General features: G+C 54.1%; 18 protein-coding genes. 9 read left to right on the forward strand and 9 right to left on the reverse strand.

The features are described 5' to 3' along the window. Positions 1 to 2: 2 nt before the first annotated feature. Genes C8N36_RS21650 through atpD form a run of 6 tightly spaced genes read right to left on the reverse strand, consistent with a single transcriptional unit; the run spans position 3 to position 3,378 of the window. Complete coding sequence (locus tag C8N36_RS21650) at positions 3 to 290, reverse strand: F0F1 ATP synthase subunit C (protein ID WP_097806742.1); 288 nt, start codon at positions 288 to 290, stop codon at positions 3 to 5. Further along, entirely contained in the window at positions 287 to 985 is a 699-nt protein-coding gene (locus C8N36_RS21655) for a F0F1 ATP synthase subunit A (protein WP_097806743.1), read from the reverse strand. Before C8N36_RS21655 ends, C8N36_RS21650 begins: the two co-directional genes overlap by 4 nt. Then, on the reverse strand, positions 982 to 1,281 hold the full coding sequence (locus tag C8N36_RS21660) for an ATP synthase subunit AtpR (protein WP_211318273.1): 300 nt from the start codon (positions 1,279 to 1,281) through the stop codon (positions 982 to 984). The genes C8N36_RS21655 and C8N36_RS21660 overlap by 4 nt, the downstream gene beginning before the upstream one ends. Beyond that, a complete protein-coding gene (locus C8N36_RS21665; RefSeq protein WP_097806744.1) occupies positions 1,278 to 1,580 on the reverse strand; it encodes an AtpZ/AtpI family protein in 303 nt (100 codons plus the stop codon). Before C8N36_RS21665 ends, C8N36_RS21660 begins: the two co-directional genes overlap by 4 nt. Continuing rightward, complete coding sequence (locus C8N36_RS21670) at positions 1,577 to 1,987, reverse strand: ATPase (RefSeq protein ID WP_097806745.1); 411 nt, start codon at positions 1,985 to 1,987, stop codon at positions 1,577 to 1,579. Before C8N36_RS21670 ends, C8N36_RS21665 begins: the two co-directional genes overlap by 4 nt. Next, positions 1,984 to 3,378, reverse strand: a complete 1,395-nt coding sequence (atpD, locus tag C8N36_RS21675; RefSeq protein ID WP_097806746.1) for a F0F1 ATP synthase subunit beta — start codon at positions 3,376 to 3,378, stop codon at positions 1,984 to 1,986. The genes C8N36_RS21670 and atpD overlap by 4 nt, the downstream gene beginning before the upstream one ends. A gap of 250 nt (positions 3,379 to 3,628) precedes the next feature. Between atpD and C8N36_RS21680 the strand changes: the two genes are divergently transcribed. From C8N36_RS21680 to C8N36_RS21725, 9 genes are all read left to right on the forward strand, one after another. Continuing rightward, the gene (locus C8N36_RS21680; RefSeq protein WP_097806747.1) at positions 3,629 to 5,440 is read left to right on the forward strand and encodes a PHA/PHB synthase family protein; all 1,812 of its coding nucleotides are present in this window, start codon (positions 3,629 to 3,631) and stop codon (positions 5,438 to 5,440) included. Positions 5,441 to 5,762: 322 nt separating this feature from the next. After that, on the forward strand, positions 5,763 to 6,986 hold the full coding sequence (locus C8N36_RS21690) for an efflux RND transporter periplasmic adaptor subunit (protein WP_170125945.1): 1,224 nt from the start codon (positions 5,763 to 5,765) through the stop codon (positions 6,984 to 6,986). Beyond that, positions 6,983 to 8,158: an ABC transporter permease DevC gene (gene devC / locus C8N36_RS21695; protein WP_097806750.1), complete on the forward strand. Its 1,176-nt coding sequence runs from the start codon at positions 6,983 to 6,985 to the stop codon at positions 8,156 to 8,158. The genes C8N36_RS21690 and devC overlap by 4 nt, the downstream gene beginning before the upstream one ends. Beyond that, positions 8,155 to 8,847, forward strand: coding sequence for an ATP-binding cassette domain-containing protein (locus C8N36_RS21700; RefSeq protein ID WP_097806751.1), 693 nt, complete (start codon positions 8,155 to 8,157; stop codon positions 8,845 to 8,847). Before devC ends, C8N36_RS21700 begins: the two co-directional genes overlap by 4 nt. Positions 8,848 to 8,945: 98 nt before the next feature. Further along, complete coding sequence (locus C8N36_RS21705; RefSeq protein WP_097806773.1) at positions 8,946 to 9,578, forward strand: nucleoside/nucleotide kinase family protein; 633 nt, start codon at positions 8,946 to 8,948, stop codon at positions 9,576 to 9,578. A gap of 332 nt (positions 9,579 to 9,910) precedes the next feature. Next, the gene (locus tag C8N36_RS21710) at positions 9,911 to 12,595 is read left to right on the forward strand and encodes a calcium-binding protein (RefSeq protein ID WP_097806752.1); all 2,685 of its coding nucleotides are present in this window, start codon (positions 9,911 to 9,913) and stop codon (positions 12,593 to 12,595) included. A gap of 40 nt (positions 12,596 to 12,635) precedes the next feature. Beyond that, positions 12,636 to 13,478, forward strand: coding sequence for a calcium-binding protein (locus tag C8N36_RS21715; protein ID WP_170125946.1), 843 nt, complete (start codon positions 12,636 to 12,638; stop codon positions 13,476 to 13,478). A 277-nt stretch (positions 13,479 to 13,755) separates the two neighbouring features. Beyond that, entirely contained in the window at positions 13,756 to 14,850 is a 1,095-nt protein-coding gene (locus tag C8N36_RS21720) for a carboxynorspermidine decarboxylase (protein WP_097806774.1), read from the forward strand. A 29-nt stretch (positions 14,851 to 14,879) separates the two neighbouring features. Next, positions 14,880 to 16,121, forward strand: a complete 1,242-nt coding sequence (locus tag C8N36_RS21725) for a saccharopine dehydrogenase family protein (protein ID WP_097806754.1) — start codon at positions 14,880 to 14,882, stop codon at positions 16,119 to 16,121. A gap of 136 nt (positions 16,122 to 16,257) precedes the next feature. Here the strand turns inward: C8N36_RS21725 and C8N36_RS21730 are convergent, their stop codons facing one another. Genes C8N36_RS21730 through C8N36_RS21740 form a run of 3 tightly spaced genes read right to left on the reverse strand, consistent with a single transcriptional unit; the run spans position 16,258 to position 19,205 of the window. Beyond that, on the reverse strand, positions 16,258 to 17,745 hold the full coding sequence (locus tag C8N36_RS21730; RefSeq protein WP_097806755.1) for a tripartite tricarboxylate transporter permease: 1,488 nt from the start codon (positions 17,743 to 17,745) through the stop codon (positions 16,258 to 16,260). A 9-nt stretch (positions 17,746 to 17,754) separates the two neighbouring features. Next, positions 17,755 to 18,249 (reverse strand): tripartite tricarboxylate transporter TctB family protein, encoded by a 495-nt coding sequence (locus tag C8N36_RS21735; RefSeq protein WP_097806756.1) that lies wholly within the window; start codon positions 18,247 to 18,249, stop codon positions 17,755 to 17,757. Continuing rightward, positions 18,246 to 19,205 (reverse strand): tripartite tricarboxylate transporter substrate binding protein, encoded by a 960-nt coding sequence (locus tag C8N36_RS21740; RefSeq protein WP_170125947.1) that lies wholly within the window; start codon positions 19,203 to 19,205, stop codon positions 18,246 to 18,248. The genes C8N36_RS21735 and C8N36_RS21740 overlap by 4 nt, the downstream gene beginning before the upstream one ends. Between the last annotated feature and the right edge of the window lie 33 nt (positions 19,206 to 19,238).

Genomic DNA, 19,238 nt, shown 5'->3' on the forward strand with positions numbered 1-19,238 from the left:
TCTTAGCCGCCTGTTGCCTGCGCCGCTGCCACCGCAGCATTCCAAAAGGGGTTCGCAAAGATCAAGATCATCGCAACTACAAAACAATAGATTGCCGTGGATTCAATCATCGCCAGGCTAACAAACAAGGTGCGCGAGATCGCCGGAGACGCATCCGGTTGCTGGGCAATCGCACTCAGCGCCGTTGCCGCCGCGCGCCCTTCGCCCAAAGCAGGGCCAATCGCCCCGAATGACACCGTGAGACCCGCAGTAAAGATCGAGATGGCGGCGATGATGGCAAGATCTGTCATTGTTGGATGTCCTTTTCGGTCGAACTTTGGGGGGAAGGTGCCGTGGCTCCTGCAATGTAGACAGTGGCCAAAATGGCAAAGATATAGGCTTGGATCATACCAGTCAGCAGTCCAAGAACATCCATCACCACCGGAAAGAAAAACGGCGCAACGGTCAACAAGATGGCGGCAATCACCGCACCGCTCATGATGTTACCATAAAGGCGGATCGCCAACGAAATCCCCCGCGAGAATTCTGAGATGATGTTAAAGGGAAGCATGATGAACGTGGGTTCAAGATAGGTCTTGAGATACCCGCCCAGCCCGCGGCTGCTCACACCGAACATCGGCACTGCAATCAGGACGCAAATCGCCAAAGCCGTTGTGGTGGACAGCGAAGACGTCGGGGGCTCAAACCCCGGAACCACCAGCAACAGGTTCGAGACGGCAACAAACAAAAACAGCGTTCCGGCGAAATACAGCAGATGCCGCGACGGGCCATCGGCAATTTCCTCGATCTGCGCCTGAATGCCCTGCACGATGACTTCGAGCATGGTGCGCCACCGGTTTGGCGGCACGTCCGGGCGCAGATTGCGGGTGATCACCATCGATGCGGCCACCAATAATGCCATCACCACCCAAGTGAAAACGAGCGTCGCGTTGATTGGCAGTCCCCAGACTTCAAAAATGATGATCTGATCAGGAGTCAGGTTCATAACGCCCCCTTCGGGACAGCCCCGATCCGCGCAACGGTGGTGGCGACAAGGCGCGAGGCAAAAAACGCAACGGCGTAGCCCAGCGCGGCCCACGGCCCGGCTTGTTCGGCCACAATCCAGCCAACACCGATCAGTGCAAAAATCCGTACGGCTGCGCTAAGCGCCAAAAACCCAACGGGGTTTGTGCTGCGCAACGCAAAGCGCATCCCGACAGCCAATCCGGCAAAAAACAAGACGCTCATTGCCGTGCCAGCCCCGATACCCAGCAGGGCTGATGTCCAATCAAAAGGGATCATTTGTCGCCTCCTTCTTTGTTCATCCATGTTGCAGCAATAAATCCGCCGACCACGACACCCCCAAGAATGAGCGCGATGGTCCAGGAAAACGTTTGCGGTGCATTTCGGTCCAACCAGCGCCCCAGAAACGCGCCACCCACGGTTGGAACAACAATGGACCAGCCAATCATGCCAAAGGTGCCGATGCCGCGCAGCGGACTTGGCCCCGGATGATCACGTGTTGACTTCATCCGCCTCGCTTGGCGTGCGATGTCCTTGGTGGGTTTGTCTTTGGCGGGCTTTTCTGGGCCATCGATCATGGAATTGGCCTTTCCAGTTCCGCAAAGCGCCGCACCATATTTGCCTCAAGCCGGGACAAAGCAGATCTGGCTTGGCGCTCTTCTTCGTCCATTTGGATAAAACTGGCCTCGACCGTTTCTTGCAGGCTGTCCAACGCGTCCCCTTGCACGCCGCGCAGGGCGGCAATGGTTACGTTATGTCCCTTTTTGACCAACATCCCTTCGTCCAGACCAAAGAACGCTTCGGATCCATCCAGTAGGCGCAGGGTGACAACGGACGGCACGATGGCTGTGACAAAATCAATATGGTTCGGCAACATCCCGAAGGCCCCAGTTGGTGCCACAGCCGTCAACCCAGCCGCTTGCCCTTGGTACAAACTGCGGGTTGGCAATTGCAATATGACCGTCATTTCCGCAGCAAGGCTCATGGGGTTGCCTCCAGATCTGCGAGGCCGCCGATCATGTAATAGGCGCTTTCGGGTAAATCGAACTCGGTCTGGTTAAGGATCGTCGCACATCCTGCCAGCGTCTCCTCAATCGGCACCAGCTTGCCCTCCATCCCGCTGAACGATCCGGTGGTCGCGAAGGGTTGCGTCAAAAACCGTTCCAAACGGCGGGCACGGGCCACGGTGGCGCGGTCGGCGGATGACAATTCTTCAAGCCCGAGCATCGCGATTATGTCGCGCAGCTCTTCGTATTCGGCGAGCGTTTTGCGTACCGCGCGCGCGATATCGTAGTGACGTTGCCCAACCACCGACGGCGTCAACATCACCGATACCGATGCCAATGGATCAACCGCCGGATACAGGCCTTCGCTGGCACGTTTGCGCGACAGAACCACGGAGGCGGAGAGATGCGAAAAGATATGCGCCGCAGCCGGGTCGGTGAAATCATCCGCCGGAACATAGACCGCCTGAATAGATGTAATCGCTCCACGTTTGGTCGAGGTGATGCGCTCCTCTAGGCCGGCCAATTCAGTTGCCAATGTCGGCTGGTAACCAACGCGTGACGGCATCCGTCCCATCAATCCGGATACTTCTGACCCCGCTTGTACAAAGCGAAAAATGTTGTCGATCAACAGCAGCACATCTTGGCCTTTATCGTCGCGGAAATACTCAGCCATGGTCAAAGCCGATTTACCTACCAAGAACCGCACGCCCGGGGCTTCGTTCATCTGCCCAAAGAGCATCACGGTTTTTTCGCGCACACCAGCCTCGCCCATCTCGCGGTAGAGTTCTTCGGCTTCGCGGGACCGTTCGCCAATTCCGCAAAACAGGCTGACGCCCTTGTGGTGCTGCACGGTGTTGTTGATCAGTTCGGTGATCAGAACGGTTTTGCCAACGCCTGCCCCGCCAAAAAGTCCGGTTTTTCCGCCCCTCTCGATGGGGGACAACAGATCAATGGCTTTGATTCCAGTCTCAAGGATCTGCGAATGCAAAACGCGGTCGCTTAGTTTCGGCGGCGGACGATGGATTGAACGGCGCTCAGCTGCCTTCGGTTCGGGACGCCCATCAATCGGAGCGCCGAATACATCCAACATCCGGCCCAAGACCCCATCACCCACAGGAACCTTGATCGGACCACCAGTGGCGGTGACCGTCATGCCAAGGCCAAGCCCGCGCACCGGTGCCATAGCCATGGCGCGCACCATGCCCTGCCCAATCAACCCAGACACTTCTAGCGCGACATCCCCCGCAAAAAGCAGATCGTGAATGCGCGGCACAACACCAGCAAAGGCCACATCAACTACGCCGCCTCGGATGGCCACGATGTATCCGTCTGTCTCTGTATCCGTTTGCGGATCAGTCTGAGGGATCATAGCGCTGCCCCGATCATGTTAAGATCCTTTGTCCAATAGATCAGCGCGGCCTGCGCACCCGCCAAGGTTACCCCCACAGGTCACTCATTCGGTTGGATTAAACAAAATGGGGTTGGCGCGATGTGCGCGCTAAATCTGCGAAAACAGATATCACCGGCTCAGTGTGCGCGGATTGACCGAGATCAATCCACAACAATCAAAATTGATTATGTCTACGCGTAAAATTCTTTGATCTGCAAAGGGGCCTGCGATGGCACATGTCACGTCACTTCATTCCCGACAGCCCGATGCCAATCAGACCGCTTACGAGCCGACATACCAATCAAATCGGCCCGCCTACACAATTACCAGTATGGAACAAGCGCTGGACAAAGTGCTAAAGGCTGCCCAAGCTCGGTTTACTGGGGGATTGTCCCCCATTGCGCTGCAAGCGGCCTTTGCTGATTGGGCCTTGCACCTATCCTCGGCGCCGGGAAAACAGCTGGAACTGGTCGAAAAAGCCTTTGACAAAACGAAGCGTTTTGCCAGCTATACGGCCCAGTGTGCGGCCAACCCCAACACCTCCGAAACCTGTATCACGCCCCTCCCGCAGGACCGCCGGTTCACGGATGATGCGTGGAAGAAATATCCGTTCAACGCCATGTCACAAGCCTTTTTGTTGCACCAACAATGGTGGCACAACGCGACAACCGAAGTAGAAGGCATCACGCAACAACATGAGAACGTTGTTGAATTTGCGACCCGCCAGATATTGGATGTGTTTTCACCGTCAAACTACCCGATGACCAACCCACAGATTTTGGCACAGACACTTGGACAAGGCGGCATGAATTTGGTGCGCGGCTGGCAAAACTTTCTCGAGGACGCATCGCGTGCGCAAGCTGGCAAAAACCCTGTCGGGACGGAGGCTTTCGTGGTCGGGCGCAACACGGCCAACACTCCTGGCAAAGTCGTCTATCGCAACGCGTTGATCGAACTGATCCAATATGCGCCCACAACCGATAAAGTACGCCCTGAACCCATACTCATCGTTCCGGCTTGGATCATGAAGTACTATATTCTGGATCTTGGCGACGAAAACTCATTGGTGCGCTACCTGACCAGCCAAGGGTTCACCGTCTTTATGGTGTCATGGAAAAACCCCGACGCCAAAGATCGCGATTTGGGGCTAGAAGATTATCTGTCCCACGGGGTTATGGACGCGATCAACGCTGTGGAAGACATCACCAAAGCAACTGGAATTCACGCGATGGGGTATTGCTTGGGCGGAACGCTGCTGTCGATTGCTGCGGCGGCCATGGCCCGTGATGGCGACACCCGTCTGAAAACCCTGACATTGCTGGCTGCGCAGGTGGATTTTACCGAAGCGGGTGAATTGACGCTTTTTATCAATGAAAGCCAGCTGACGTATCTCGAAGATATGATGTGGGAAAAAGGCTATCTCGATACCAAACAGATGGCGGGTGCATTTCAGCTGTTGCGATCAAACGACCTGATTTGGTCCCGGATTATTCATACCTATCTGATGGGCGAAAGGACACAGATGACCGACCTGTCCGCTTGGAATGCGGATGCGACGCGAATGCCATACAAGATGCATTCAGAATACTTGCGGCAGCTGTTTTTGCACAATGATCTCGCCGAAGGACGCTATACTGTCGGCGGCCGGCCCGTCGCAATTTCGGATATTCGCACTCCGGTGTTTATGGTCGGCACAGAGCGCGATCACGTCGCGCCATGGCAGTCCGTCTATAAGTTCAAACTGCTGTCCGATACCGATGTGACATTCCTCTTGACCAGTGGCGGCCACAATGCCGGAATTGTTTCAGAACCGGGGCATCCGCGCCGTCATTACCGGATACAAACCAAATCCAAAGATGCCCGATATACTGACCCGGACCGCTGGATGGCCGAAGAGACCGAAATAGACGGCTCTTGGTGGCCAGCCTATACCGATTGGTTGGTACAGAAATCTGGCGATCCTATCGCCCCGCCCAAAATGGGCGCAAATGGCCACGAACCGCTGTGTGATGCGCCGGGAACCTATGTGTTTCAAGATTGATCGAAGCATCCTAAACGTCTTGTAGCTTTGCACATAACCAACCCTTGGATCGGGTTTCGGGCGTCTGGAAAATGGTCGCGGGCTGAATTGGCGATAACGTCGATTGCACGCGCCAAAAAGCCGGGCCGTGGTTGAACTTTGGCTGCCCCTTTTCCAGTTTGATGATTCATGCGCCCTGCCCTAGAATTGTGCATGAATTGTTGGCTTTTGTTAAAAAATGCCTGAAATCCCTTTTCCAATGTTGATCCGGCTCAAGTCGGACAGTCGCACGTCCTGTCAAAACCAATCGCGTGAGACCTTGGCCAAGCTTGAAAGAACAGCAATGACATCAGATCCCACCGATAAGACGCCCGGTCTTCCATTGGAGGACAACGGTATTCTTGCGAAAACCGCCGGACCGACATCCGGCCATCACCGTCTGAGGCCGCTGCTGCTCATCCCGTTGTTCATGCTGACACTCTTTACTGGCGGCGTACTCGGGATGTATTTCCAGCCCCCCGGTCTGCGCGCTTTCTTCAACACAACGGGCCTGCAACCAGGCGCTGGAACGCAGACCCCAATTGCGGTGGCCATGCAACAGGTTAGCACACAAGAAGAGATCGCTGTCATCAGCGAGGGCGATGTGGTGGCTTTGGGCCGGATCATCCCGCTTGGCGACATTGTCAGCGTCGCCACACCGTCAGGGGCCGGAGACGCACGGATTGCCGAACTCAAGGTGGCAATCGGGGATGTGGTTGAAAAAGAGGAGGTGCTGGCCGTTCTGGACAACCTACCGCAGCTGCAAAGTGCCGTTCTGTCTGCCAAAGCCAGCCTGCGTGTGCGCGACGCAACACTGGCGCAAACAATTGCTTCTAACCAAGCCAGCCTCGGCGAAGCGCAGGCCTTGTTGGAACGCAGCCAGGCGACCGCAACGGCCGCTCAAGCGGATCTTGTCCGCGTTACATCACTGTTGGAACGGGGCATCACACCTCGGGCGGAGTACGACAGATCGGTCGCCGCAGCGGACGAAGCCCAACGGGACGTGAACCGCGCCATCGCCACGTTGTCACGCTATGCTGCGGGGTCTGAGACCGTACAGGCAGATATTGCGGTGGCAGAAGCCAACCAAGAAGCCTCGCGCGCCGAAGTGGCCCGCGCCACCCAAGACCTTGAACGTGCTTATGTGCGGGCACCCGATGCGGGCACCGTTCTGGATATCCATGTCCGCGCCGGAGAACGCCCGCCAAGCGACGGGATCATCGATCTTGGCGACACATCGCAAATGACCGTCGAGGCTGAGGTCTATCAAACCATGATCGGGCGCGTGACAATTGGCGATCCTGTGACCGTCTCAGCCGAGGCGTTGAAGAAAGACCTGACCGGAACCGTTTCCGCCATCGGGTTGGAAATCGGGCGGCAATCCATCACCTCTGATGATCCAGCCAGCAACACAGATGCCCGCGTGGTTGATGTGATTGTGACGCTCGACGCCCCGTCTTCGGAATTGGCCCGCAACTTCACCAACCTTGAGGCCATCGTTCGCATCGACGCAGGCCGCGTCGAATGAGCAAGCTGCTGACTCTTTTGTTCGGGCGGTTGCCCATAGGTTGGTTGCAGCTGTCGCACAACAAAGGGCGCCTTTTGGCGGCTGTTGCAGGCGTGGCCTTTGCCAATCTGTTGGTCTTTATGCAGTTGGGGATCATGGGAGCATTGAATGGATCCACTCTTGCCCCCTATGATCTGCTGAACGCCGATATTATCCTATCGGCGCAAGAGGGAAATACCCTGACCGATAGCGAACATATCGCACGGATCCGGATGTTTCAGGCGCTTGGCACGCCCGGAGTGGCATCGGCAACATCGCTTTACATCGGCAACCTGCCGTTCACGTTGGACGACGGAACATCGGTGTCTTTGCTGACCTTCGGCGTGGACATCACCAAGCCTGAATTCGTCTCTGATGCCATTGCTAAATCTATGACCCAGCTTGTCATCGAAAACACCGCATTGCTTGACGAGGACACCCGTGGATTGCCCGCCGAGGTGGTTAAAACCCTGTCTGAAGGCGGCAAAATGTCGTTTGAAGCCAATGGTGCAACATTGACCGCCATCGGCACGATGAAAGTTGGCGGCGGTTTTTTGGCCGATGGGATGATGGTCACATCCGATCAAACGTTTTTGCGCTTCTTTGGCGCACGTGACAGCGGTGCGCCCGATCACATCTTGTTGCGGACCGATGATGGCGTTTCTGCTGATACCGTGGCCACCCGGTTGCGGGCCGTCCTGCCCCCCACCAGCGTTCGGGTGCAAACGTCATCCGAGGCGCAAGCAGCCGATCTTGCCTTTATGTCAACAGAGCGCCCGACCGGCATCATTTTTGGCTTTGGGGTGTTCATGGGTATCCTTGTCGGGCTGGTCATTGTCTACCAAGTGTTGTCCACCGATGTAGCCGATCACCTGCGCGAATACGCAACGTTCAAAGCAATGGGATACGGGCAGTCATTCTTTCTGGGGATCATTTTTGAAGAGGCGATCGTTCTTGCCATCTTTGGGTTTATCCCGGGTCTGATTGTTTCGATTGGGTTATATGCCGCTTTGGTCTCCGTCACCGGCCTACCTGTCACCATGGAAACCAGCAGGGCGATCTTTGTATTTATCGGCACCTTAGCGGCCTGCACCGTGTCAGGGGCAATCGCAACACGACGTCTGGCCAACGCGGATCCGGCGGATTTGTTTTGACCGGTGCGGCACCAATCGTAGTACGCGACCTGAACCATCACTTTGGTGAGGGCGAAGCGCGAAAGCAGGCAATCTTCGATGTTAGCTTTACAATAGCACGCGGCAGTCTGACCATTTTGATGGGGCCATCGGGCTCTGGCAAAACCACCCTTTTGACCCTGATCGGCGCACTGCGCGGGGTGCAGGACGGCAGCGTGACCGTTCTGGGACAAGAGCTTTGCCACGCACCCGAACCCAAGCTGGTCATTTTGCGCCGCCGGTTGGGGTTCATTTTTCAAGCGCACAACCTTCATGAAAGCCTGACAGCCACTCAAAACGTGATGATGGGTCTAGCCGTTCATGGCAAAGGCAACGCCGCCAAACAACGGGTTGCCGCCAGACACATGCTGGATCTGCTCGGCCTTGCCGACCGGCGGGATTACTTGCCCGGCAATCTATCCGGGGGCCAGAAACAGCGGGTTGCTGTGGCACGGGCACTTGTATCGAACCCCGACATTATTTTGGCGGACGAACCCACCGCCGCACTAGACAAGGACTCCGGCCACACGGTGGTTCGCATGTTGAAAGCTCTGGGCGAAACGCGAGGAACCACAACCATCATGGTCACCCACGATCCTCGCATTCTGGAAATGGCCGACAGGATCATCACTCTCGAAGACGGGCGCATCGTGAGGGATACAAACCCCTGAAAGGCTGTGCCATGTGACTTTTCCACTGTATACACCTAGTGTTCAATGACGCAAATTTCGACATACCGCAGCAAGACAATCCCGCCGGACGGAACCACATGACTCAGATCGAAACATCTTTCGAAACACTGGTTGAACGGGCACTGGCCGCCCCTCGAACAGGCCGCCGCCGCGTTATCGCAATGGCCGGAGCCCCTGCCAGCGGCAAATCTACCCTATCTGATAAACTGGCCAGTGCCTTGACCGACGCCGGCAGCCCAACGCAAGTCGTTCCAATGGACGGGTTTCATCTGGACAATCCAATTCTTGAGGCGCGCGGCTTGCTGGATCGCAAAGGCTCACCTGCGACTTTTGACGCAAACGGCATGGCCGCCCTTGTACCGCGGATCAAAAATGAAACTGAGGTTTTCTACCCGACTTTCGACCGCGCCCGTGACATCGCCATTGCCGGATCCGGGGTCGTAGACGCCTCGAGCGATACAGTGATTGTTGAGGGCAACTACCTACTCTACGACGCGCCCGTTTGGTGCGATTTGCTGACCCACTGGGATCTTTCTATACGCTTGGATGTACCTGTCTCCTTGATCCATGAGCGATTGATCGCGCGCTGGTTGGACCACGGCCTGTCGCGCGAAACCGCTGAAATCAGGGCCTCTCAAAACGATTTGCCAAACGCGCAACTGCTGTCAAACCACAGCTTACTGGCCGATATCGTTTATCGTTCAGTATGAGTCTTTGAAACCGTCACGACTGACCTAATAAGAGACGGGCGCCTTCTGTTTTTTTGCAGTCCGCGTCGTTTCGCACCAAGAGCACCTGCATCCATGGCGCGAAACCAAAGATCACATCCAAAACGCTGATATAACTGACAAATAAATGCTACAAAAGGGAAAGTCGAAGACCGACAGGCGCAGCACATCCCAGTGCTCCGAAAACACTAATATTTCTATAAAATTGGGGCATTTCAAATTCGCGTAATTCCCCTTCTTTTTGCCAGATTATAATCTACTCCGCGCCACCTAATTTCACGAATGTCTCCGCAAGCCTGTTTGTGGAGATCCCAATGCCAAAATTTGAAATTGAATATTCTTCATCAGAACACACTGGTTCCTTTGTTGTAGATGGGCAATTCGGGGCAAATGCGCTTCATAGCATCAACACAACTGATGCATCCGGAGGCTATAGCCCGACTGAAGGCTTCCAAGACGCAGTGAAATCTCAGTCGATATACAACCTCAGGTATCCCGGCGGGCATGTAGAAAACACAATAGATGTCACTGTCATGCCAAATGGGCAATTGCGTCCCGAGGTGCGGGCATTTCTGGATTGGTGCGTTGAAAACAGCACTTCTGAAGCGGCATACCAAGTCACGTTTACTCTCCCTACAAAATCTGACGTCCCACCGGCGCGAATGGAAGCCTTTGTTTACGAGCTTTTGAAAGAGTACGGCGATATTGTCACGGCCCTGGAGATCGGAAACGAGTATTCGATCGGCACCGAAGTCAAAAACCCGGACCGCTCGACGCATCCGGAGCATATTGAAGACAGCAACTTCATCGCTGCTATGAATGAAATTGAATATAGTTTGGCTGCAAACAGCGTTATCAATGCCGCCCAAAATGCAATTGATCGATTGGGAAACCAGTCTAGCAACGGAAATGGACCGGATCCCGACATCCTGCTTCAAATGGCGGAAACAAACGGATCCGCCAGCACCTATAATGGTGGTGAGCAATCTGGAAACTTTGATGCGGCAAATGAAGCGATCCTATCGCTCCTAAATGATCGCGCCTTGGGTGCAATCGACGGCGCAGTTGTGCACTATTACTATAACGTTGACCGTGAAGAAGGTGCAACTTTTGAAGCTGCGGAAGATTGGCGTGAGATTCGCCGGATTGATCAGAGATACGACAATTTCCAAGAGCACCTTGGGCGGAATGTGGAATTATCCGTAACAGAATGGAACGTCGTCGCAGGCAATATAACCCAACACGGCGCAGCAAGCGCTTCGATCATAATCGAAATGTTCGAATATATGGTGCGCATGGATGTGAATGATGCGTTTGTTTGGCCGCTTCAACACCGGACGCCAAATAACATTTTCGGAAACCGCAGCGTTGACAGTCTGGAAACCAGCATGAGCGGCGCGGCATTCACTTGGATGGCCGATGCCTTGAAGCCATCTGAAAGCGTGACCGGGCTAGTGTCCTCATACGAAAGCATGGAAACCGACTGGTTGGGAACATCCAGTGGAAACATCGAGATCAACCACTATTCCAGCAACTACCAAGACGTCCTGTTTGTCGCGCTAAGGTCTGACCAAAGGTCGACAATCGATTTGAACCTCGGCGATTTGATAGATCAAAATTCGCTTCTGACCATTGAGCAACTTACAATTGATCCGAACAGTTCGGACGGATTGAGTGATTTGGCCGACGACAATGGCCAGAATAGAATTGGCAGACGCACAATCACCGCCGAGGAACTGCGCCTGTTACAAACACTTGCCTTTTTTGACGATACAAACGTCAACCACGTTAGAATTCTTGGGGATGGCAAAATTTTAACCTATATTCCCCCCTATGAAACAATTCTACCAATGTCCGAAAATCCAACCAGCCTATCGGATTACTATTTCAGCTCTGAAACCGATGTGAGCCCATTAATCATATCGCTCCTGTCTTCCGAGAGTTCCGATGGCAAAGTATCGCTGGATCTTATGCCATATGATGTTGTGCGGGTCGTTATAGATCAAGTGAACCAAATTCAAGGTGACAACAACGCCAATGTTTTACGGGGGGGGATTGGGCGAGATTCACTTATCGGACGAAGTGGAAACGACTCTTTGATTGGTGGCGAAGGCGACGATACTCTTAAAGGAGGATGGGGGGACGACACTGCCGTTGCGGGGGCAGGAAATGACAGTTTGGTGTCCGGGTTTGGAGACGACATCCTAAATGGTGGTGCAGGAAATGACACGCTGGTTTCAAACGGCGGTGCGGACCTTTTGATAGGGGGAAGCGGAAACGATGTAATTATTCTGGAAAGCGATGACCAGTTTGATGCCGATTTCTATGCACTTCATGTCCAAACAGAAGGGTCTGCCTATACAGACTGGGCGATCTCTGTCGAAGGGTTCAATCGATATCATTCGGTCGTACTTGGCGGAATTGGAACCGACACTATTCAACTAGGGACCGGAAATGATGCGTTTTTTTTGGACGATATTTATAGCGAATCTCATTCGTCTTTGAACGGCGCGACACAAGCTGCCTTCTCTGAAATTGAGATTATCCGCGCTGGCAGTGGAAATGACATCATTGATTTGTCATCCAGTGTTTTCGAGATATCCAACGGCGTCGAATTGCATGGCCAGAACGGGAATGACACCCTTTGGGGATCAAATGGAAATGACCGTCTTTTTGGAGGATCTGGTAATGACGTTTTGGACGGCGGTTTGGGCGCTGATCAAATGACCGGTGGCGATGGTGCGGATACGTTCCACTTCGTCGGGGCCGGAAATGGGACAAGCCGAATAACCGATTTTTCGGTCGCAGAGGGGGACGGGATTGTCCTTCATTTGCCAACCTCAACCAACCATTCAAACTTTTCGTTTCACGCAAATGGAACCGTTCTACAGGTTCTGGATGCCGTGGGTAACATCGCGCTGTCGGTTGATATTGGGTCACAAGCCGGAACATTGGCCTCCCAAAACCTGACAGATGCTGACTGGTTTGACTTCGTATGACATTGTTAATTTTAACGACCTTCGGATGGGGGATAAGAGTATGCTATTTATAGTTGGACTGCTGGGTGTAGCGGGCGTCGCCATGGCGCTTGCATTGCCGACTGGAGATGAGGATGACACCTCGGATGAAATCGATTCCGGCGCGAATGCAGAAGAACAGCAGGCCGAGGTAGAAAGCAGCGATGATACCTCCCTTCTTGAAATGGCCGCGACAGTACTTGAGGCGGAAGACACCGGCGGCTCGATTGATGAAACACGCGCAGGCTCTGACGGGGACGAAACACTTGTCGGGGGAGACGGAGACGATAGGCTAGAAGGCTTTGAGGGTGACGACGAGTTGCTGGGCGGCGCAGGCGACGACACGATGGATGGCGGCGAAGGCGATGACATCATCGTTAGTGATGCCGGCGACGACGTTGTCTTGGGAGGCCTGGGGAATGACGCCATGCATGCCCGATCAGGAGACGATCTGGTATCCGGAGGTGATGGCGAAGACACCCTGTTCGGCGGAGACGGCAACGACACTCTTTTGGGCAACGATGAAGACGAAGATTATTTGATTGGTGGCGATGGAGATGATGCCATTGTCGTCGGTCAAGGCGATCATGCTTATGGTGGTCATGGGGCAGACACGTTCTTTTTGGACACGGCATTTTCAGATGAGGTCGCTGATCTAGCTGATTTCAACAATGACGAGGATACCATTGTCGTTCTGGTTGATAACCAACAAGAAGACGATGAGGTGAGTATTGTGCCGTCTCTGACGGACCCAAGTCAAAGTGAACTGATTTTAAACGGCGAGGTTCTCGCGAGAATGAGCACCGAAAATGCCCCTAGCCCCTTGGAAATCAAAATACTCGTGGCCGACGCGGCGGGGCTCTAAGCTAGAGTTTGCGGATTACGCCCCTCGTTACAATCTCTTAATCCTCCTCCCTCCCTACAGTAAGTGCTTTCAAAGGAGTGGCATCAAACCGCGACAGGCCAAGATGGCGTCCGTTCTGCTCATGTTATGGATTGCGCAGATTGCGGGATATATGCGAAGTACTTGGGTGAAAACCGAGCGTATAGTACCCTCCGCGTAATCCTGTCTTGCGGTAGCGCACCGTCTCTCACCGGTCTTGGCCACAGCCATTGGTGCGGCCCCACAGAAAGCTCTTGCTGTGCAAACACCCTATTATCTTGTCGATAAATCCCGCATGTTGCCCAACCTTAAAAAAATCGCGTGGTTGCGTGAGACGTCCGGGGTCAAATGCTTGTTGGCCCTCAAATGCTTTGCCACGTGGTCTGTTTTTGATTTCATGTCTGAATATATGGACGGATCAACATCGTCATCTTTGTACGAAGTTCGCTTGGGTCACGAAAAATTCTCTGGCGAAACCCATGCTTATTCAGTGGCTTATGCGGATCATGAGATCGATCAGGTGCTGGAGTGCTCTGACAAAATCATCTTTAACTCCATCGGCCAGTTGACCAAATTTTCCCATGCCTCACGCGGGCATATTCGTGGATTGCGGGTTAATCCCGGTGTTTCCACGTCTGATTTCGATCTTGCAGATCCCGCGCGCCCCTTTAGCCGGCTGGGCGAGCATGACCCCATTGCTATTGATGGCGTTGCGGATCAAATCAGCGGCTTGATGTTCCACAACAATTGCGAAAACGAGAGCTTTGAGCGTTTCGACGAAATGCTGACTTTGATTGAAGATCGTTTTGGCGCGGTGATCCTCAAAATGGATTGGGTCAGCTTGGGCGGCGGCATCCACTTTACAGGTCCGGACTACCCGCTTGACCACCTGGCGACCCGGCTCAAAACGTTTGCGGAAACCTTTGGCATTCAGGTGTATCTTGAGCCGGGGGAAGCTGCGATCACCGGCGCTGCGACCCTAGAGGTCACCGTTTTGGACACGATGTACAACGGAAAAAACCTTGCGATCGTCGACAGTTCGATCGAGGCACATATGCTGGATTTGCTGATCTACAGAGAGCCTGCAAAAATATCGCCAAATACCGGTGAAGAGGAATGGATGATCTGCGGAAAGTCCTGCCTTGCTGGCGATATATTTGGGGAGTTCCGATTTAGCGCACCGCTGAAGGCCGGAGACCGGCTTTCGTTTCAGGATGCTGCCGGTTATACAATGGTCAAGAAAAACTGGTTCAACGGGGTCAAGATGCCCGGCATCGCAATCCGTGAACTCGATGGCAGCACACGCATGGTGCGTGATTTCGATTACACCGATTTTGCTGCGGCATTGTCATAATCTACGATCAAAAGAGGTCTCTTGGATACATGAAACGGAATGTTCTCATCATTGGCGCCGGTGGTGTCGCTCAGGTCGTTGCGCATAAATGCGCCCAAAACAACGATGTTCTGGGCGACCTTCATATAGCCAGTCGTACGGTCGCCAAATGCGAAGCGATCATCGAATCTGTGCATGACAAAAGCGCGATGAAACAGGACGGGGTATTCAAGGCACATGCTGTTGATGGGATGGACACGGCAGCGGTGGCAGATTTGATCACCGCTACCGGCGTGCAGATCGTGATTAACGTTGGCTCGCCTTTTGTGAACATGACGGTACTTGAGGCCTGCATCCAAACAGGTGTGGCTTACATCGACACTGCAATCCATGAAGATCCGACCAAAATTTGCGAAACGCCCCCTTGGTATGGAAATTACGAGTGGAAACGCAAGGATGCCTGTTCAGCCGCTGGCGTCACTGCAATTTTGGGTGCGGGTTTTGATCCTGGTATGGTCAATGCATTTGCCCGCTTTGCGGTGGATGAATTCATGGACGAAGTCACTTCGATTGATATCGTCGACATCAATGCGGGAAGCCACGGCAAATACTTCTCAACCAATTTTGACCCTGAAATCAATTTCCGTGAGTTCACCGGCACCGTCTATAGCTGGCAACAAGGGGCATGGCAGGAAAACAAGATGTTCGAGGTCGGCCGCGAATGGGATCTTCCCGTTGTTGGCAAACAAAAAGCCTATATGTCGGGCCATGACGAAGTGCATTCGCTTGCGGCGAACTATCCTGAGGCCGACATTCGGTTCTGGATGGGTTTTGGCGATCATTACATCAATGTATTTACAGTCCTGCAAAACCTTGGTCTCTTGTCAGAGCAGCCGGTGGTCACTGCGGAGGGGCTGGAAGTTGTGCCGCTCAAACTGGTTAAAGCCGTTTTGCCCGATCCCTCCAGTCTTGCCCCCAACTACACCGGTAAAACCTGTATTGGTGATCTGGTCAAAGGCACCAAGGACGGCGAAGACGTCGAAGTTTTCGTCTATAATGTGGCCGATCACAAAGACGCCTACAACGAGGTTGGCAGCCAGGGCATTTCCTATACAGCGGGCGTTCCGCCTGTGGCTATGGCTATGCTGGTCGCCGACGGCACCTATGACAAGGGTGTCATGTTAAACGTGGAGGAGTTGGACCCTAAGCCATTGTTCACACTACTCGATACCATCGGGCTACCCACGCGGGTCAAAGACGCGAATGGTGACCGTGAATGGAATCGCGCCTAAGAGGGGCTCTTAGGCGGTTTTCGACTGCGTTCCCGGCCAGCAGACCCACCGGCCTGCTGGCACCAAGACAGTTCCTTTTTTGATCAGGGCGGTTTCGAGCGCGGGCAATCTGCGCAGAGCCGCAGCTTGGGCCCTTTTATTGACTCCTTGGTGTTTTTGACCGCCCCCGCAATAGCATTAGGGCTATGGCAAGAATGGCTCCGCAAATCAGAAGAAGCGACACGGGGCGTTGGATAAATATCAGTAAATCCCCGTGCGACATGATCAAAGACCGCCTAAGGTTTTGTTCGGAAAGTGTGCCCAGAACGACGCCCAAAAGCATGGGGGACAAGGGAATGCGCGTTTTCTCAAAGAGAAACCCGATGCACCCGAACAACAACGCCACAAACATGTCGAACACGCTGTATCGAACCGAATAGGACCCGATCATGCACAAAAACATGATGACGGGGATCATCACCCGCTGGTCGATGCGGATCAGTCGCGCAAATACTCCCGTCAGGCTTAGCCCTACGATCAACAACGCCAATTGGGCCAAAATCACGCCGGCAAAAAGCGCGTAGATCAAATCCAGATTGGTTGTAAAAAACACCGGCCCGGGTTCGAACCCGTGGATGGTCAGGGCCCCTAAAAGAACGGCCGTCACCGCATCTCCCGGCACACCAAGCGATAACATCGGAATGAGCGCGCCAGAGGTTGCTGCGTTGTTTGCCGCCTCAGGTGCGACGATCCCCTTTGGGTTTCCTTGCCCAAGATCGGACTCCGGTCCTTCGCTGCGTTTCAGTTCCGAATAAGCGGCGAAGGCCGCGATATCGCAGCCTGCGCCGGGTACAGATCCGACAAACACCCCGATCAACGCAGATTTCACTGCCGTCCACTTGGTCAAAACCAGATCCGCCCATGTTGGCAGATAGGTTTCACCGCGCGCGCTTTTGGGAAAAACGAGGAGCTTTTCAGACCGCAAGAATACCTGCGTAACACCAAAAAGCCCAACGAGGATCGGGATAAGCTCCACACCGCCCAGCAGATTTCGCACCCCGAAGGTATAGCGAGACGATCCTGCAATCGGGTCGAACCCAATCGTTGTGATCCACATGCCAATGGCCGCTGCAAGGACGCCAAGCATCAAACTATCAGCGGACACCGCCACAATCATCGCAAGACCAAAAAGCGTTAACGCAAAAAATTCAGGCGGGCCAAAGGCCAATCCGATAGCCGCCAGTTTGGGTGCCAGCAGTGTCATCACAAAGGCCCCGATGATGCCGCCGGCAAAGGAGGCTACAGTCGCCAACCCAATGGCGCGCCCCGCCTCCCCCCGTTCCGACATCGGAAAGCCATCAATCATCGTGGCAGCTGCCGCCGGCGTTCCGGGGGTCCGCAGCAGTATCGCCGACAATGAACCGCCATAAATCCCGCCGCAAAACACACCGACCAGCATCAAGATGCCTTGCAAAGGCTCATGCCCGAAGGTGAACGGTAAAAGCAAAGCGCAGCCCGTCGTTGCCGTTAGCCCCGGCAGCGCCCCGACAAAAACACCTGCAAAGACCCCAAGAAAGATGAAGACAATGGTTATCGGGTCACTCAGAACCGTGGCCATTCCGTGAACGATATTTAGTGCTTCCATGATAGGTTCCTAAAGAAAGCGTTCAAACAGACCCGCAGGCGGCGGGGCATAAGCGAGGCGTGACAGTAAAATCCATGCCAAAGCGCTAAGACCGACCGAGACGAGGCCCAACACCCATGGTGACCGCATGCCAAAAATCCACATGATCGCGCATAGCCATACAGGGGCCAAAAGCGGGTAACCGATGATTGGAAGAAATGCCAAGAAGCTGAATGTTAACAATGCGATAATCAGAGGTTTCGGGGACATCTTTTCGCGTCGTTGGTCCGTACTGTCGGCGCGCGATACCGCACGGCTGCGCAAGGCCAAAGACAGGCTTGCGGTCAAGAAAACGACCCCCGACACCAACTGAGGAAACACATTGCCACCGCTGGGCGTGCCGTCGCCGTAATCCGCCGCCATGTAGAACGCCGCAGCGGCAAGAAGGATCAAACTTCCCAACGTTGATATATCGAGCAGGCCCACCCGTTGGGTGGACCCTTTTTTGTGGTCGGGCAGGCTCACTTGCCGATGCCCAGATCAGCGATTGCGGCCCCGAGGCTTGTTTCCATATCGGCTAGGAAAGTTTCGAATTCAGCAGGATCTTTGTAAACAAGGGGAAGACCTTTTTCCTTGGCCAAAGCCTGAAAGTTCTCGGATTCAAAACACGCCTTGAACCCTGCCGTGATTTTCGCCTTTACCGCGTCATCAATGCCTTTGGGCGCAGCAAGGCCGCGCCAGTCATAGACGGGTGCCTCAATCGCGTAGCCCGCTTCGGATACCGTTGGGACATCGGGAAATGCGTCGGCCCGCTCCAATGCGTTGACGGCAAGAATGCGCACTTCCCCCGCTTCGAGAAGCTGCTTCATCTCGTCGATACCCGTTGTCGCAACGGCAACGTGATTACCAAGCAATGCAGTCCGGACATTCGCGGACCCATCGAAGGGCACATAATTAAAGGAGGCATCATATTTTTTGGCCAATGTCGCCGCTGAAAGATGCCACGCACCGCCTGTACCCGCATGCCCAACGGTGACAACGCCGGGGTTTTCTTGGGTGTATTTCATCAGGTCATCCAGCGTTTCCCATTCGGAATTCGCAGCAACCGTGATCGCACCCGGACTTTGGTTGATCAATTGGATCAGGTCGAAATCGCCGTAGCTCAGATCCGCCTGCCCCAAAAGGCCATAGGTGGACAAATTGAAGGTGACCAAGCCAACGGTATAGCCGTCACTGCGCGCCGTTGAAGTTGCCCCCATGCCGATCGCCCCGACAGCGCCTGTTTTGTTAACAACATTGATATTTGCCCCGAAACAGGTCTCGGCCTGCGATACCAGACTGCGTGCAATTGTGTCGGTTCCGCCGCCAGCGGACCACGGCACAATCATTGTAACGTCTTTTGCCGGATAATCCTGAGCCGCAGCAGCACCTGCTACCAAACCAAGCGAAATGCCGATCATCAGGCTTTTGCAAATCTCCATAACTTCCTCCATAAGCTGTTGACTTTATTTACT

It is taken from the genome of Pelagimonas varians, assembly GCF_003208435.1.
Classification (GTDB): Bacteria; Pseudomonadota; Alphaproteobacteria; order Rhodobacterales; family Rhodobacteraceae; genus Pelagimonas; species Pelagimonas varians.